Consider the following 16,587-nt stretch of genomic DNA (forward strand, 5'->3'; position numbering starts at 1 on the left):
AAGGGCTCACGTATGAAAATTGCGTTAGTGGGCAACCCGAACTGCGGGAAAACCACATTATTTAACCGCCTGACCGGCTCTAAACAAAAAGTAGGGAATTGGCCAGGGGTAACTGTCGAGAAAAAATTCGGCTATTTTGCTTTAGAAAACACAAACGTAGAATTGGTAGATTTGCCCGGCTTATATAGCATGGAGCAAATTGAGCCAAGCCAAGATGAGCAAATCGCGTGTGACTTCCTAAAGCAAAATGAAGCTGACGTCATCATTAACATCGTGGATGCCGCAAACTTACAGCGAAATCTAGTATTAACTTCCCAGCTGAAAGAATTAGGCAAACCTATTCTCGTTGTTGCAAATATGGTTGATGTCGCAACACAGCGTGGAAGAACGTTAGATTTAAAAAGACTCTCTGAACAGTTAGGGTTACCTGTAGTGCCATTCCACGGTGCTAAAGGTACAGGGCAAGAAGCGTTGTTGGAACAACTCGCACAGATCACGCGTTTTCCAAAAGCACCTGTGACGGCAAACACCGAAAGTGCCAGCAGCGATCCCCTCGAAAAAGCGGTTGCTCGTCACCAAGCAGTGAAAAAATTGGCTGATGGCGTAAGTATCATTACGCCAAAACGTGCAGATACGACAGAAACGCTTGATAAAATCGTGCTCAACCGCTGGCTTGGTGTACCTATTTTCTTAGCCATGATGTATTTAATGTTTACCATTGCGGTTAATGTTGGTGCTGTATTTATCGACTTTTTTGACATCGCCGTGGGCGCCTTACTCATCGATGGTGTAAAAATCTTGCTGGCAGATATTGGCGCACCTCAATGGCTGGGTGTGTTATTGGCTGATGGTTTTGGTGCGGGTATTCAATTAGTGGCGACCTTCATCCCTGTTATTGCGGTGCTGTATCTGTGCTTATCTATTTTGGAAGACAGTGGTTATCTTTCTCGGGCCGCGTTTGTTATTGACCGTTTGATGTCATCCATTGGTCTACCGGGCAATGCTTTTGTACCTTTGATCGTTGGATTCGGCTGTAATGTGCCTGCGGTTATGGCGTCAAGAACGATGGGTCGAGAGTCCGATAGATTACTGACGATTATTATGGCGCCATTTATGTCCTGCGGCGCACGTTTGACGGTATATGCGTTATTTGCAGCGGCTTTCTTTCCAACGAACGGAGCCAATGTTGTTTTTGGTCTGTATTTGCTTGGCATAGTGGTCGCGGTAGGTTCTGGCTTTTTATTTAGAAAGCAAGTATTCAAAACGCAAAAATTACCCTCGTTTACCGAGATGCCAGCGTATCATATGCCAATTTGGCGCAATATATTCATTACCACTTGGCAGCGTCTGAGCGGCTTTATCAAACGTGCTGGCAAAACAATTGTCATGGTGGTTATTTTACTCAGTGCATTAAACTCGGTTGGTACCGACGGTTCGTTTGGCAATGAGAATACAGATAAGTCACTTTTGGCGAAGGCTGCACAAGTGGTCACGCCAATCTTTGAGCCAATTGGGTTAAAAGAGGAAAACTGGCCTGCTACGGTTGGTGTTGTGACTGGTATGTTTGCCAAAGAAGCCATCGTCGGTACTTTAGATGCGCTTTATACCGGTGCCGAAGAGGAAGGTGGAGAGTTTTCATTGTTGGCTTCGTTAAAAGAAGCGTTGATGACCATAGTAGACAATAGTAAAGATCTTATCGCAAACCTTGGTGATCCATTAGGACTTAACGAATTAGAATCAGGTGCTGAAAGTGGCACTGTGCTACTCACCGCAATGGCCGCGAAATTTAATGGTCAAATCGGTGCATTTAGTTATCTTGTCTTTATCTTACTCTATACTCCTTGTGTAGCGGTATTAGGTGCAATTAAGCGTGAATCTGGCGGTAAGTGGATGTGGCTTGTTATTGGCTGGACGACTTCAATTGCTTATATTATGGCGACTTTAGTTTACCAAGCTAGTCAGTTAAGCACCTCGCCAACGAGTGCTTCACTTTGGATTATAGCGATGTTGTTGTTTGGATTTGCATGGTGGAAAGGGTTATCCAGACTGGGTAATAAACTTAACCAACCACCAACCTATCAGATAAATTTAGGTTAGTTATTCAAAAGTTTGGTTAATTACGGCGCTTAGAGCGCCGTTTTTTATTATTTTTTGGTATCAAGCAAAAAAAGGCAGTGTCAACTGAGTCAACACTGCCAACAACTCTAAATCAATCAAGGGGAGTCTTCGTAAAGGAGATTACGCCGCTTTATTGACCTAAGGGTTACGCAATAATGAAAGATTTATGACTGTGAAAATTTCACTTTGCTTCTTGCTAAAAATCGCTTAATTTTTAGCTCTACTCTTGCTGTTAACCGGGACAATAATGATAACCACTGATACTCCTCTTATTTTGCGCCACCTTGATACTATCCATGCACTGATCTCTAATTCTTATTGGGCAAAACAAATGCCTAAAGCATTGCTAGAAAAAGCCATTCAAAATAGCCTGAGTTTCATGTGTTTGGATGACAAAGGCGAGTTTCAGGGTTTTTGTCGCGTGATAACTGATTATGCCACCTTTGCCTATCTTGCTGACGTGATAGTTGATGAAAGTGCCAGAGGTAAAGGGGTAGGCAAAGCGATTGTTCAAGCCGTGGTTGAACATCCAGAGCTACAAGGCTTAAGGCGCTTTATGCTGGCAACTTTTGATGCGCATACTCTATATGAAAAATTCGGCTTTGCAGCGGTGCCAGATCCGAGCATTTTGATGCAGATCTGCCACCCCACTATATATTCGGATTTACAAGATTAATTGCAGGATTTCGGTCATTTATATTTTGTTTTTTAGAACGAAGACTGGATAAATGCACTTACCCTGAACATAATAAAGACGATAACAATAACAGGTGTCTTTATTATGTTACTGCTCGCGACTATCTATTTGGCTGCTGCGATATTGGCGGTGCCAATCGCTAAACGGCTAGGGCTTGGCTCTGTGCTTGGATACTTATTGGCAGGGATCCTAATTGGTCCTCACCTTCTTCATCTTGTGGGGGAGCAAACGGACGTCATGCACTTTGCCGAGTTTGGTGTAGTGATGATGCTATTCTTAGTCGGGCTTGAGTTACAGCCCAAAAGGCTCTGGACGATGCGCCGCTCTATAGTTGGTCTCGGTGGCTTACAAGTGGTTATAACAACAGCTGTACTCTATTTCGCGATTGATTTAGCGCTTGGTTTTTTGTGGCAGCAATCATTAGCCATCGCGTTAATGTTGGCACTGTCTTCTACCGCCATTGCACTGCAAACCTTAAATGAAAAAGGCTTAATTAAACAATCTGGCGGTCAAAATGCGTTTTCGGTGTTGTTATTTCAAGATATAGCCGTGATCCCCATTCTCGCTATTATGCCGTTGTTAGCATTTAGTGATTTGGCTGTGAGTGATGGCCACGGCAATTTATTACACGCTTTTCCGACTTATCTCCAAGTGATTATCTCTGTTTTTGTCATTTTGGCTATTATCGCTGCTGGGCATTATGTTGCCGCGCCGTTATTTAGGTATATTGCCAGCACTCGAATGCGCGAACTATTTACCGTGGTGGCGCTATTTATCGTTATCGCAACCGCGTTATTGATGCAAAGCATCGGTTTATCCCCTGCGCTCGGAACATTTCTCGCGGGTGTTGTTCTCGCGGAAAGTGAATTTCGCCATGAATTAGAAGCCGATATCGAACCGTTTAAAGGGTTACTACTTGGCCTCTTTTTCATGACAGTAGGCGCATCAATCGACTTTTCCTTATTGGCACAAAAATGGTTATTTATTTTAGCGTCAGTGGTGCTATTAATGGGGTTAAAGGCGGTTATTTTATATTTGTTGGCAACGGCGTTTTCACTGCATAAGCGAGCGACATGGTTATTTACCGCAGCCCTGTGTCAAGGCGGTGAGTTCGCGTTTGTACTCCTTTCGGTTACTGGCAGTTTAGCAATCTTAACTCCAGATCAAGTCGCGTTAGTTACACTGGTTGTTGCGGTATCTATGCTCGGATCGCCCCTCATTTTTATTCTTTATGACAAAATAGTTGAACGCCAGGCCAATACTCCTCAAGAACAAGATAGCTTAGAGACGATGGAAGCGACACAAAACGTTATTGTGGTCGGCTACGGGCGTTTTGGCCAAGTGATAGGGCGTTTGCTTCATGCACAGGGTTATCATTTATCGATTTTGGATCACAGCCCAAGCCAAATTGAATTACTCCGTCGCTTTGGCAATCAAGTGTTTTATGGCGATGGTGCTCGATTAGATTTACTCGAAGCCGCAGGGGCTCACGAGGCGCAAATGCTGGTCGTGGCGATTGATGAGCCAGATAAAACCCTCGAAATCGTCAGGTTGGCGCAGCAACATTTCCCTAACCTAAAACTTGTAGTTCGTGCGACCGACCGTCGCCATGCCTACCAACTGATAAAATTGGGTGTCACTGCGTTTGAGCGAGAAACCTTTGTCTCTGCTGTGAAGTTAGGTGAACAGGCGCTCAAGTTATTGGGCCATAGTGAAGAAGATGTCGCACGAGCGGGTTACCTCTTTACCAAACACGATGTTGAATCTATGCATATGCTCGCCGATGTGTGGGGAGACGATGAAAGCTATGGTATTGCGATCCGTCAGCGTATGGCTGACCTCAAACAGGTGTTGCAGGCGGACGAAAAAGCGCAAGAAGATCTTAATACCTGCCATGGTGAAGATTGTGAAAATAAACCATCAACCATTGAACAATAACGCATAAATATTAGGTTAAATCAGTATGTTGAGAGTGACATTAGAACAGTGGCGAATGTTTAGAGCCGTTGTTGAATATGGTGGTTTTAATCAAGCTGCCAAAGAAGTGCATAAAAGCCAGTCAAGTATCCACACTGCGGTCCATAAAATTGAGGAATGCCTTGGTGTTAAGCTTTTTAGAGTCGAAGGGCGAAGAACCCTGTTAACCGAAGCGGGTGAAATGATGCTGCGCCGTGCCAATTATCTCTTGGAAGAAGCGGCAAAAGTGGAAGCGGTAGGGCAGACGCTGGGCGAGGGAGTTGAGAGTCAATTGCGCATTGCGGTCGATGAAATTTTCCCACAGCAGGTACTCTATAAGGTGCTAGAAAATACATCTGCACAATACCCTTTATTGCGTGTCGAGTTGGTCGAGTCAGTATTAACAGGCGCATCAGAACTTTTACAAAATACCGACGTAGATATCGCCATTTCTCCGGTTACTTTACAAGACGGGTTCAGTGAAGAGTTGTGCCAAATCGAGTTTGTTGCAGTGGCAAATCCCAATCACGCATTACATCAATTTGGTCGCGCGCTTACATTCGAAGACTTAAAATCCCATCGTCAAATCGTAGTGAGAGACTCTGCAATCTCGCGTAAAAAAGATGAAGGTTGGTTGGGGGCGCATCAACGTTGGACGGTGAGCCATATGACGACCTCGATAGATATGATAGCGCAAGGCTTAGGATTTGCTTGGTTACCTATTCCGGCTATTAAAACGCAACTAGACTCTGGCGTCTTGAAACCACTACCACTTTCGCAACATAGTCAGCGTAAAGCACAGCTTCATCTTATTTTTAAAGATGGTGACAGGCTTGGGCCCGCCGCGCGCGCTTTTATTGGTGAGTTAAGATATCAGTGCATGCAGCTAGAAGATTCTGTTGAGTAGAATGGTTGATATTAAATTATCAAATTTTATTCGTTTCAAACAGGCAATAGACTAAGGTCATCAACATGCGTTTGGAGCGAAACATGCGATATATTCGAAAAGCACAAGATAGAGGTAAAGCAGATTTTGGCTGGTTGCAAAGCCAACATAGTTTCTCATTTGGTCGATATTATGATCCCGCCCACATGGGATTTGGTAATCTTAGGGTGATCAATGATGACACAGTACTTGGTGGTCATGGCTTTGATACTCATGGTCACCGAGATATGGAAATTATTTCCTATGTCATTGACGGTGAATTAGCACATCAAGATAGTATGGGTAATCAGTTTACTGTGGCGGCAGGTGAAGTTCAGAGAATGAGCGCCGGTAGTGGCATTCTTCATTCAGAATATAATGCTTCAAAGACAGCGCCTGCCCATTTTTTACAAATTTGGATAGAGCCAAAGCTTAAAGGCATAACCCCGAGTTATGAACAAATTCAAATCAAACAAAGTAGTGCACTTACGCCGATTGTTACGCCTACAGGCGCACAGGGTACTCTGAGTATCAATGCTGACGCTGAAATACACCGATTGCAACTACATCAAGGTCAACAGATTGAGCTGAATGCGCACGCGCAAAAAGCCTATTTGCACATTGTTGGCGGCGAAGCGACGCTCGATGGTGAGGCATTTCAGCAAGGCGATGGCATCGGTCTGATTGCTGGTGACAACATGCAGGTTACCGCAGTAACGGATGTTGAAGCGCTGTGGTTTTTATTACTTAACTAAGCAAATTGGTATTAAATTCAGCGCCTAAAATTAAAGGAATTGAAGAATGACAGAACCAATTCAACTTGCAGTAATTGCCCTTGTCGTTCTGCTAAGTGGTATTTCAAAGTCTGGCTTTGCAGGCGCGTTAGGGGCGTTTTCTGTTCCAATTTTGATGATGGTGTTGAATCCAAGGGACGCCATTGCGTTGATGCTTCCGCTACTTATCGTCGCGGATGTTTTTAGCCTGAAGAGCTATTGGCGCTTATGGAATGTGCCAGAATTAAAGCGGTTATTGCCAGGCACACTAGTCGGGATAGCCTTAGCAACGCTTTTTCTTCAAGGCGTCAGTGAATTTTGGCTGACGGTTGTGATTGCAGCGATGAGCATAGTATTTGCGCTTAAAAGCTTACTGATTAAAAATACACCTGAAAGTGTTGAGCACTTAAGGTTATTGGCCGCGAGCACCTCTACCGCAGCTGGTATCTCCACGACCTTAATTCATGCTGGCGGCCCACCACTCATGGTGTATTTTAACGCTCGAAAATTGGAGCCAACGGCTTATATCGCGACGGTTGCGGTACTATTTGCACTGATGAATGTGATTAAGTTGGCGACCTTCTCCGCAACTGGGTTGTTACTGTGGCAACATGTGCTGCTTGCTATCTGTTTTACACCTTTAGCGTTGCTCGGTAATAGACTCGGTGTGCACCTATCGAAACGCTTACCTAAAAAGCAATTTTTGCTGGTGATGAATGGACTACTGCTCATGCTTGGACTGGTATTAATTGGTAAGTTGTTGTGACTGTGTAGGCTTACCAACATGCAGCAAAGTAAATGCCCACAACATGTTGTGGGCATAGAAAACTATAGCTGTTCTTCCATCTCTTTTTGATACTCATCTGCAAGTTGCGACTTTTCACTTTTATCAAGCACCTTACCCGCTCGCTGGAAAAACGCTTGCTCTTCGTCAGCCAAGTGATGCTCAACTTTGTCTTTGAGGTTTTTCAATTTAGTTAGCCAACTAGGGTCGGAAAACTCCGTATTATCCAGTGCCTCAATTAACTCATCAATCTCATGATGCTCGGCGATACCGTGGCGAGAGTCTTCGATCGTCATATCGCTTTCCATTAATGGGGCGTAAAAGTACCTTTCTTCTGCGATGGCATGCGCCTCTAGCGCGTCCTTCAACTCTTTATAGTACTTCTCGCGAACCTTTGAATCACCAGACGTTTCTGCCAACATGTTCAATAGGGCGCGTTGATGATCATGATCTTGCTTTATTGCATTAAAAATTTCCATGTAGATTACCTCTTATTCTAGGGCCTGTTGACCTTTCAAGTTTGTTTTTGCAGCAGTTTGATTGGTATTTATACAAGGCAGAGCCTGCGTAGCATAGTTATTCTATGTAAGTTAGGCGATAACACAGTAGAAATTCCAATCAAGCGCTGCCGTTTGGGTTCGCCTGAGTGCGCTTTGTTCATTGTTGCTCAACTTTTGCCTAGATTACTAGGCGGCAAGTCGAGCGTCGCGATCAAAACACACTCAGGAGAACAAAAATCAAACAGCAAAGGTCAACAGGCCCTAGTTTAAAACGTCTGCTTTGGTGCTGTTTTTAAAAAACGACATGAGTTTGCTTCGATGCGCCTCATTATTCGTTTTAATGATAAGCAGCCACTTGCCCTCTGCGATTTTATTCATCACCGCCTGATTAAATGCATCTTTGTCTGGACGCAAAGAAATAAGGCCTGAAGCAAATAGCCCTAAAAATAAGCCGGGGCTTAATAAAGCGATAAACGTTAAGTAAGGATTAGCTTGTGTGAAAGCCGGTCCATAACTTACCAATAGTCCCGCGATTAGAAAGCCTAATATCACCCCCATGCTGCCAAGGTACAAATGCCAATTAAGCATGTTTTTGGCAAGGCGACTTTCGCTTTTAGGCTCAAGTTTTTTGTCGGCATCTTTGTCATACGGATTAACCAGTTCTAGATGCTCATGTTGAACAAGGTGGCTGTTTAACAATTCATTTTGCAATTTTTCTGCGGCTGCTTTCCCTGTTAGAACGGCCCCAACTCTATGATCTGTATAGGATAATATTTCAAAAGTATCCATTACTCCTCCTAATTTCGTTGCAGCTTGTAATTATTCAAACTGCAAGTGTTATACCGGGAGAGTAAGATTTCTAAGATATTGAATTTTATTAATAATTTTAGATTTCAGATGTTGTGGGGTTGAACAAATGAAGCACAAGGCAGAAAGAATTACTGAGTAGTTACTACATGTTTTGATACAACATAATGATTATAAAGTTAGTTTAGGGAAGAAATTGGCATATTTACTCATATTGTATCAAAAAATTTACAAAGGTATGTTTTGTTACTTAATTCAAGATATTAAGTGTGGGTCTATTTTTTAAACAAATGCATGAAAGCATTGCATAAATATTTAAAGTAAATTAAATATTATTAAAATGTTAACTTTGGGGTTTATTTATTTGAATTGCTGCCTAGTCTAATAAGGCGTGGCGAGTGCTAATGGGCTTGCCATGTCTTCTGCAGTTGAAGGAGAAAACAGTCACATTTCATCTAATGTTTTTTGTTAAGCAGTGATGAAAAGGACAATAAAACAACAATACTAGGAGTGTAATTCGTGAAATTATCTACAGTAACTATGGCTACGGCGTGTGCGATTGCGTTTACTTCGCTCAGTGCTCAAGCTGCGACAAAACAATACTTAAACCAGCAAGCTGACATTAATACTATGCTTAAGTCAGCTTCTCAAACAGTGTTGAGTACACAACCAGAAGTGCTGATTGGTTTGGAAAGCGCGAGCCAACTAAAGGAGCTTAAAAGCTTCAATAGTAAAAAAGGTGAAGTAACTAAGCGTTTTCAACAAATGTACCAAGGATTACCAGTGATTGGTGATTCGGTCATTTTAACGTTTGATGATGCCGGTGCGCTTAAAAAGGCTCACGGTGCAGCGGTTTATAACATCGCGGCTGACATCGGTTCGGTAAAACCCAAGCTAAATGCCAAAATGGCATTGAATCAGTTTGAAAAGCAATCGCTTAGTGCAGGCAAAAAGCTTAAAAAACATAACGAGAAATCTCGCCTTGCGATCTGGCTGGATGGCAATTCAACGGCACGTTTAGTCTATGAAGTCACTTTTGTTACTTATGGTGATGAGCCTAAACGCCCATATTTGATCATTGATGCAAACACAGGCGAAGTGTTAGAAAGCTTCAATAACTTGCAGCATGCAGATGCGATAGGCCCTGGTGGTAACCAAAAGACTGGTCGTTACCAATATGGTACTGATTATGGTCATCTAGACGTTGCACAGTCAGGCAATACTTGTACCATGACTAATGCGAACGTTAAGACAATTAACTTAAATCACGGTAGTAGCGGCTCGACTGCACATAGCTTTACGTGCCCAGAAAATACAGTTAAAGAAATTAACGGTGCATACTCACCGCTGAACGACGCCCATTATTTTGGCAATGTAGTATTTAATATGTACAACGATTGGCTCGGCACAGCGCCATTGTCGTTCCAGCTTAAAATGCGCGTTCACTATAGCAGTAATTATGAAAACGCGTTCTGGGATGGCAGCGCGATGACTTTTGGCGATGGTGCGAATACATTCTATCCGTTGGTAAGCCTTGATGTATCTGCTCACGAAGTGAGTCATGGCTTCACTGAGCAAAACTCAGGTCTAGTATACCGTTATAAATCAGGTGGCTTGAACGAAGCGTTTTCTGATATGGCAGGTGAGGCTGCTGAATTTTATATGAAAGGCAGCAATGACTGGTTAGTTGGCCAAGACATCTTCAAAGGCAGTGGCGCATTGCGTTATATGAATGACCCAACGCAAGACGGCCGCTCAATCGATCACCAGTCTAACTATACGTCTAGCATGGACGTTCACCACACTTCAGGGGTGTTCAACAAAGCCTTCTACAATCTGGCAACTACAGCGGGTTGGGATACGAAAAAAGCCTTTATCGTAATGGCAAAAGCTAACCAAATGTATTGGACTGCGAACACCGATTGGGATACTGCAGGTAACGGTGTAATGGATGCGGCATGTGACCTAGGTTATGAACCAGGTGATGTACAAGCAGCGTTAGCAGCGGTTGGCGTCAACTCAAACTTAAGCTCAGGTAGTAGCTGTGATACTAACCCACCACCACCTCCTGGTGGCGATGAAGAGTTAACGAACGGTCAGCCTCGTACTGGGATAAGTGGCGCGGCAAAAGAGCAAATGTTTTTTACCCTTGATGTGCCAGCTGATGCGACTAGCCTAAACTTCACCACTTCTGGTGGTAGCGGTGATGCGGACCTTTATGTCAAGTATGGTTCTCGTCCGACGTTAAACACTTATGATTGTAATAGCACAACGTCTACAAGTAACGAAAGCTGCGACATTAATAACATTCAAGCAGGTAAGTACTACGTGATGGTTGAAGCATGGAATCAGATTTCGGGCGTGACTTTGACTGGTACATACAGCTCAACGGGTGGAACTCAACCAATTGATCGCACTGAGTCTAATATCAGTGTTGCATCTGGCAGTTGGGCACGTTTCACACAAGATCTAAATGCTAGCTACAGCAATCTTGAAGTGAGTATTTCTGGTGGTTCAGGTGACGCGGATCTATACGTAAACTTTGGTTCTCAATCAACAACGTCGAGCTATCAGTGTCGCCCTTATAAAAACGGTAACAACGAGACCTGTACGATTACAAACCCACAACAAGGTACTTGGTATATTGATTTACGTGGCTATAGCGCAGCAAGCGGTGTAACACTGAATATCAAAGCGAACTAAGTAAAAGTTTAAAGGGAGCGCAAGCTCCCTTTTTATTAGGCCCCAAAAAAATCATAAATTTACCTCATTTGAATAATCCTTTTATTTTGCTCAGCGCTTAAATCATGTTGTTATTCAAATGAGTTGAGGATACAACAATGAAATTAACTACACCTATGCTACTGAGCATTGCCTGTTTGAGTGGCTTTTCTGAAGCGTCAGAAGAGGTTTGGGTGACGATGGATGCGAAGTCTAGTCAGCATTTCCAAGTCCATAATTCTATTCGCGGTACTCACTTTGAGCAGCTTTCTTTACCGAACAGTGAAGTCAAAGCGTTAAAAGTACCTGCAAACTTACATTCACACCTGAGTGCATTTATGCACGACGAATATCACCGCTGTGGTGGCTTTGTCGCCCATGACTCCTTAGAGCAGGCGCAAAGCTATCTTGCACAGTTAGAAAGCGTAAACCCAAGTGCGACGCTGGTTAACTACAGCATTGATAACCCCGCGCGGGTTAACAGCTTAATCTCAAAAGTCAGTACGGTGAACTTAGACAGCAGTGTCAATTCGCTAACCAGTTTTTATAACCGCTATTATACCTCGCAAACGGGTGTTGATGCCGCTGCATGGGTCAAGCAAACATGGAGCGATATTGCAGCAAGTCGCTCAGATATTAGTGTTGAATATTTTAGCCACTCTTGGGCTCAGTCTTCAGTGATTGTCACCATTCCAGGTAGCGAACTGAGCGATGAAATCGTTATTATCGGCGGGCACCTTGATTCAATTAACCAATCTAACTCGAGTGGGCTTGCGCCGGGTGCGGATGATAATGCCTCAGGGATCGCTGTGCTTACTGAAGCGCTAAGCGCTATTGTTGAAGATGGTTATCAGCCTCAGCGGACAATCCAAATCATGGGCTTTGCGGCAGAGGAAGTTGGGCTTCGAGGTTCTAAAGCTATCGCGCAGTCTTACAGCTCTCAGGGAAAAAACGTAGTCGGTATGACACAATTTGATATGACTGGCCGCAATGGCAGTAGTGCGGATATTGTGATGATGACAGACTATACAAACAGCGCACAGAATCAGTTCTTAGGCCAATTAATTGAAACTTATTTGCCAAACCTTAGCTATGCCTATGACCAATGTGGCTATGGCTGCTCCGACCATGCATCTTGGTATCAGCAAGGGTTCCCAGCTTCTATGCCATTTGAATCAAGAATGTCTGAGATCAACAGAAAAATTCATACCACCAACGATACTGAATTTGATTCAACACATGCACAAAAATTTGCAAAACTCGCGCTGGCGTTTGTTGCTGAGCTTGGTAAAAATGCGGGTGATACACCTCCGCCACAACCAAACAATAAGCTTGAAAACGGCGTGGCTAAAACGGGGATTTCTGGCGCTTCTAAAAGCCAGCAGTTTTTCACCATGGAAGTACCACAAGGTGCAACTAATTTAAGTTTTACCACCTCAGGTGGTACTGGTGACGCCGATCTCTACGTTCGCTATGGCTCCAAACCTACTTTGGATACTCATGACTGCAAGAGCACTAACTCGTCTAGTAACGAGCAATGCAATATTTCCGCTGTGCAAACTGGTACGTATTACGTGATGGTAGAGGCATGGAACGCGATTTCGGGGGTCAGTTTGGTAGGACAGTACGATACCTCAAGTGGCAATATGCCTATTGACGAAACTATCAATAATATTTCTGTCGCCAGCGGACAGTGGCAGTATTTTAGTCAAGCACTAACCGCGGGATACCAAACCCTGACAATTACGACGTCGGGAGGCACGGGAGATGCGGATCTTTATGTTAATTTTGGCACGCAACCAAATACCAGCACCTACCAATGTCGGCCATACAAAAATGGCAATAATGAGGTATGTACCATCTCCAATCCTCAGGCTGGCACTTGGCATATCGGCCTGCAAGGCTACCAAGCAGCGAGTAATGTAACGCTAAGTATTAGCGCGAATTAATACGTGTTTAAAATTAAGACCGGGGATATAACCTTGCTTATCTCCGGTCTTGGTGCTTAGTGATACATTGATTTAGAGAGATTTGATTTAATTGATATTCTGCTTCTGATAGACTCAATGAGTTCAATTAGGAGTTGCGTGTGTCACATAAGTTCTCAGTTAAGATATTAATTTATCTTTTATTATTATTTTGTGGGCTGTGGGCAAGTTATTTGTTCAATGTGGCACAGGATGAGGAAAATGTCCTTGGTCAGACTAAAACCAACCTAGAAAAGTTCAATAGTTATATCCAGACTGAATTTACTCGTTATCAAGCTATCCAAACGCAATTGAGCCTAAGCAATTTGGTGCAATCAGGCTTACAGCAAGCAACCGCTATTAACTCCAATGAACTGGACAGATACCTTCAGGACATTCAAATATCCAGTGGTGCGTCAGACGTTTACCTGCTAGACCTCAGTGGAACTGTGATTGCGAGCAGCAACTGGTATTTACCGCATAGCTATAAAGGCAGCAATTTTGCCTTTCGCCCCTATTTTTACGAAACAATCAAGGGCAATGAGCATGTCTCTTTTGCGCTCGGTTTACGTTCCAAAACCCGTGGTTTCTATTTTGCTAAGTCTGTCTATAAAGACGGCTCGCTTGTGGGCGTGGTGGTGATGAAGGTTAACGCCAGTAAATTTGAATCAGATAAAGCCCAGCTTGATACGGGAACTGATAGCCATTTCTTAATTGTGGATGACAATCATATTGTACTGGCATCTGATGTTGAGCAGTGGCGGTTAGCCTCGTTAGGGGAATTATCCCCAACAAAGCGAATAGAAATTGAATCCTCAAGACAGTTTGAAAACGAATCCCTATTCCCTATCGATTGGCGTGTGCTTTCACCAACCAGAGTGAAAACGTCATCTCATGGTAGTGACGCGCTGATGCAAAAGAGGCCGCTTAACAAGCAATACACTCTTTATTTGCTACATGAAGTTGCGCCTATCAAAGCGGCACAGTGGCCGCGGCTTGGGGTAACTGCACTGGTATTGATTTTACTCTTTGTCGTTGTCGAGTACACGTTGAGTAAACTGACAGGATACAGACAACTGCTTTTCAGTCAGCGGAGTTTAGAGGCTGAGGTTGCCAGCCGCAAGCAAGCGCTCGAGCAGGCGCAAGATGCACTGATTCGCGCTGCCAAGTTGGCAACCATAGGGCAGCTCAGCGCCAGCATTAACCATGAAATCAATCAACCGCTTAGTGCCATGAGTGCGTATGTTGCCAGCGCCAAACGGTTGGCTCAAAAGGGAGACGTAAGCAAAGTAGTCGAAAATATGGTCCTGATCCAATCTTTGATCACTCGAGTGCATAAAATCGTGGCGCAGCTAAAATCATTTAGTCAGCATCATGATAATAAGATGCTGGTGGCCAACCTTAAACACTCTGTAGATAACGCCTTAGTTATAGTTGGGCCTGAACTCAAACGCTACGGTGTAGCAATTCAAAGTGAGGGGCTTGCGTGCAATATCTGGGTCGATCCATTTAAGTTTGAGCAAGTACTGGTGAATATTATTAGCAATGCGTGCCAAGCCATTGTTGAGCAAGATAATAAATGCATTTATATTCGCGCCGTGGAGCACGAAGGCAAGATCCAGCTGTCTATTATTGACTCGGGCGAAGGGATAAAGCAGCATGCTTTATCCAACATATTTGAACCGTTTTACACCACTAAATCAGGTAATGGCTTGGGCTTGGGGTTATCCATTTCAAAACAGATCATTGAATCGTTTCATGGCAAACTCAGTGCCCATAATCATCCGCAAGGTGGTGCCGAGTTTTTAATTAGTTTACACACAAAGAATCCGCAACATGACTGAAGAGAAAACCCTGTTAATCATCGATGATGAACAAAGTATACGAGATGCACTAAAGCAACTGTTTGAAATAGAAGGGTACTCAGTGCAGTGTTTTTCCAGTGCAACGCCTGCATTAAAAAAGCTTTCTCGTCAGTTTAGCGGTGTTGTGCTTTGTGACATCAATATGCCTGAGATCAATGGTATTCAATTTTTAGAGCTGGTAATGCAGTTTGATTCTGAGTTACCTGTGGTATTTCTAACCGGCTTTGCGGATGTTGAAGTGGCGGTAAAAGCTATCCAAAAAGGGGCTTACGACTTTTTTGAAAAGCCTGTGTCAGAGCCGCTACTTGACTGCATAGAAAGGGCGCTTGATAAACGCCGGCTGGTGATGGAAAACCGAGAGCTAAAAGCGCAAGTCAAGAAAAAGTCTGCGCCGGGGGTGCGGATCTTAGGTGAGACAAAACAAATGCAGCAAATGCTACATTTGCTTGATGCCGTGATTGATACTCCTGCTGACGTACTAATTGAAGGTGAAACCGGTACAGGAAAGGAATTGGTAGCGCGATACTTACACGACCATAGCGAGCGCTCAAACCATAACTTCGTCGCCATCAATTGCGGTGCGATTCCAGAAGAGCTGATTGAAAGTGAATTATTTGGTGCCAAAAGCGGAGCATTTACGGGTGCTAAAGAGTCTCGCGAGGGAAAATTTTCTTTTGCCCAAGGTGGCACGGTTTTTTTGGATGAAATCGAAGCCATGTCTGCGGCTTTACAAGTGAAGCTGCTGCGCGTTTTAGAAGAGAGAAGTGTGACGCCAGTTGGTAGCAACACTGCGATAGCACTGGACATTAGAGTGGTTGCGGCGACGAAAGTGGATTTACAAACCTTAGTCGCACAGGGTAAATTTCGCTCGGATTTATTTTATCGACTTAACCTCGTCAAAGTGATGATCCCGTCACTTCGTTCCAGAAAAGCTGATATTCCGCTGCTATATAAACACTTTAGCTCCATTGCCGCTACTCGCTTTCATAAACCTATGCAACCAATTAGCCCTGAATTAGAGGCGCAGCTACTGGCACAAGACTGGCCTGGGAACGTGCGAGAGCTGAGAAACCACGCCGAGCGCCATATTTTACTCGGTGGTGCGATGACTACGAGTAACATGCAAAGCAATTTGTCTGACGAAACGTTGAGTTTGGCTGAGAAGGTGAGCTACTACGAGCAATCGCTAATTGAAGAAGCGCTGGCACAAAGCCAAGGCAGCATAAAAGATGCGATGAATTTGCTAAAAGTGCCGAGAAAAACCTTGTACGACAAGATGAACAAGTATGGTTTAAATCGCACTATGTTCACCAATGATGATGGGTGAATTTAGTGACACATTATAGATTTAAGTGTGTGGAAATCCGCACATTTTAGCTGGTGTTAATCTTAGATTTATATTTATCCATATGATTTATATTAAAAAATAAACTCTGGTCTCAGAATTGCGTTGTCTTAAGCGACAATAATCAAA

The 16,587-nt window shown here is 43.7% G+C and carries 12 protein-coding genes; 10 read left to right on the plus strand and 2 right to left on the minus strand.

The genetic code is table 11. The features are described from left to right. Window positions 1–12 precede the first annotated feature (12 nt). The 6 genes from feoB (at window position 13) to L3V43_RS07135 (ending at window position 7,235) form a co-directional block, all read left to right on the plus strand. On the plus strand, window positions 13–2,097 hold the full coding sequence (gene feoB / locus L3V43_RS07110) for a ferrous iron transport protein B (RefSeq protein WP_237116343.1): 2,085 nt from the start codon (window positions 13–15) through the stop codon (window positions 2,095–2,097). Between the two features lie 268 nt (window positions 2,098–2,365). Continuing rightward, on the plus strand, window positions 2,366–2,794 hold the full coding sequence (locus L3V43_RS07115; RefSeq protein WP_237116342.1) for a GNAT family N-acetyltransferase: 429 nt from the start codon (window positions 2,366–2,368) through the stop codon (window positions 2,792–2,794). Between the two features lie 105 nt (window positions 2,795–2,899). Next, on the plus strand, window positions 2,900–4,753 hold the full coding sequence (locus L3V43_RS07120; protein WP_102057975.1) for a monovalent cation:proton antiporter-2 (CPA2) family protein: 1,854 nt from the start codon (window positions 2,900–2,902) through the stop codon (window positions 4,751–4,753). A gap of 25 nt (window positions 4,754–4,778) precedes the next feature. Beyond that, window positions 4,779–5,678, plus strand: coding sequence for a LysR family transcriptional regulator (locus L3V43_RS07125; RefSeq protein ID WP_237116341.1), 900 nt, complete (start codon window positions 4,779–4,781; stop codon window positions 5,676–5,678). Window positions 5,679–5,761: 83 nt separating this feature from the next. Continuing rightward, window positions 5,762–6,451 (plus strand): pirin family protein, encoded by a 690-nt coding sequence (locus L3V43_RS07130; protein WP_237116340.1) that lies wholly within the window; start codon window positions 5,762–5,764, stop codon window positions 6,449–6,451. Window positions 6,452–6,497: 46 nt separating this feature from the next. After that, the gene (locus tag L3V43_RS07135; protein WP_237116339.1) at window positions 6,498–7,235 is read left to right on the plus strand and encodes a sulfite exporter TauE/SafE family protein; all 738 of its coding nucleotides are present in this window, start codon (window positions 6,498–6,500) and stop codon (window positions 7,233–7,235) included. A gap of 62 nt (window positions 7,236–7,297) precedes the next feature. On the opposite strand, the gene L3V43_RS07140 is transcribed toward L3V43_RS07135, so the two are convergent. Together L3V43_RS07140 and L3V43_RS07145 are read right to left on the minus strand one after the other, a co-directional pair. Beyond that, window positions 7,298–7,732 (minus strand): hemerythrin domain-containing protein, encoded by a 435-nt coding sequence (locus tag L3V43_RS07140; RefSeq protein ID WP_102057979.1) that lies wholly within the window; start codon window positions 7,730–7,732, stop codon window positions 7,298–7,300. A gap of 282 nt (window positions 7,733–8,014) precedes the next feature. Further along, window positions 8,015–8,542 carry a hypothetical protein gene (locus L3V43_RS07145; RefSeq protein WP_102057981.1) on the minus strand — a complete coding sequence of 176 codons (528 nt, stop codon included), beginning with the start codon at window positions 8,540–8,542 and terminating at the stop codon, window positions 8,015–8,017. Between the two features lie 537 nt (window positions 8,543–9,079). Here L3V43_RS07145 and L3V43_RS07150 point away from each other — a divergent pair. The 4 genes from L3V43_RS07150 to L3V43_RS07165 all read left to right on the plus strand — a co-directional run bounded on the left by L3V43_RS07150 (window position 9,080) and on the right by L3V43_RS07165 (window position 16,440). Continuing rightward, a complete protein-coding gene (locus L3V43_RS07150; RefSeq protein WP_237116338.1) occupies window positions 9,080–11,263 on the plus strand; it encodes a pre-peptidase C-terminal domain-containing protein in 2,184 nt (727 codons plus the stop codon). Window positions 11,264–11,400: 137 nt separating this feature from the next. After that, window positions 11,401–13,230, plus strand: coding sequence for a M28 family metallopeptidase (locus L3V43_RS07155; RefSeq protein ID WP_237116337.1), 1,830 nt, complete (start codon window positions 11,401–11,403; stop codon window positions 13,228–13,230). 140 nt (window positions 13,231–13,370) lie between these two features. After that, entirely contained in the window at window positions 13,371–15,092 is a 1,722-nt protein-coding gene (locus L3V43_RS07160; RefSeq protein ID WP_237116336.1) for an ATP-binding protein, read from the plus strand. Next, window positions 15,085–16,440 carry a sigma-54 dependent transcriptional regulator gene (locus tag L3V43_RS07165; protein ID WP_237116335.1) on the plus strand — a complete coding sequence of 452 codons (1,356 nt, stop codon included), beginning with the start codon at window positions 15,085–15,087 and terminating at the stop codon, window positions 16,438–16,440. Before L3V43_RS07160 ends, L3V43_RS07165 begins: the two co-directional genes overlap by 8 nt. Window positions 16,441–16,587 lie beyond the last annotated feature (147 nt).

The sequence above is a fragment of the Pseudoalteromonas sp. L23 genome (assembly GCF_021728455.1).
Lineage (GTDB): Bacteria > Pseudomonadota > Gammaproteobacteria > Enterobacterales > Alteromonadaceae > Pseudoalteromonas.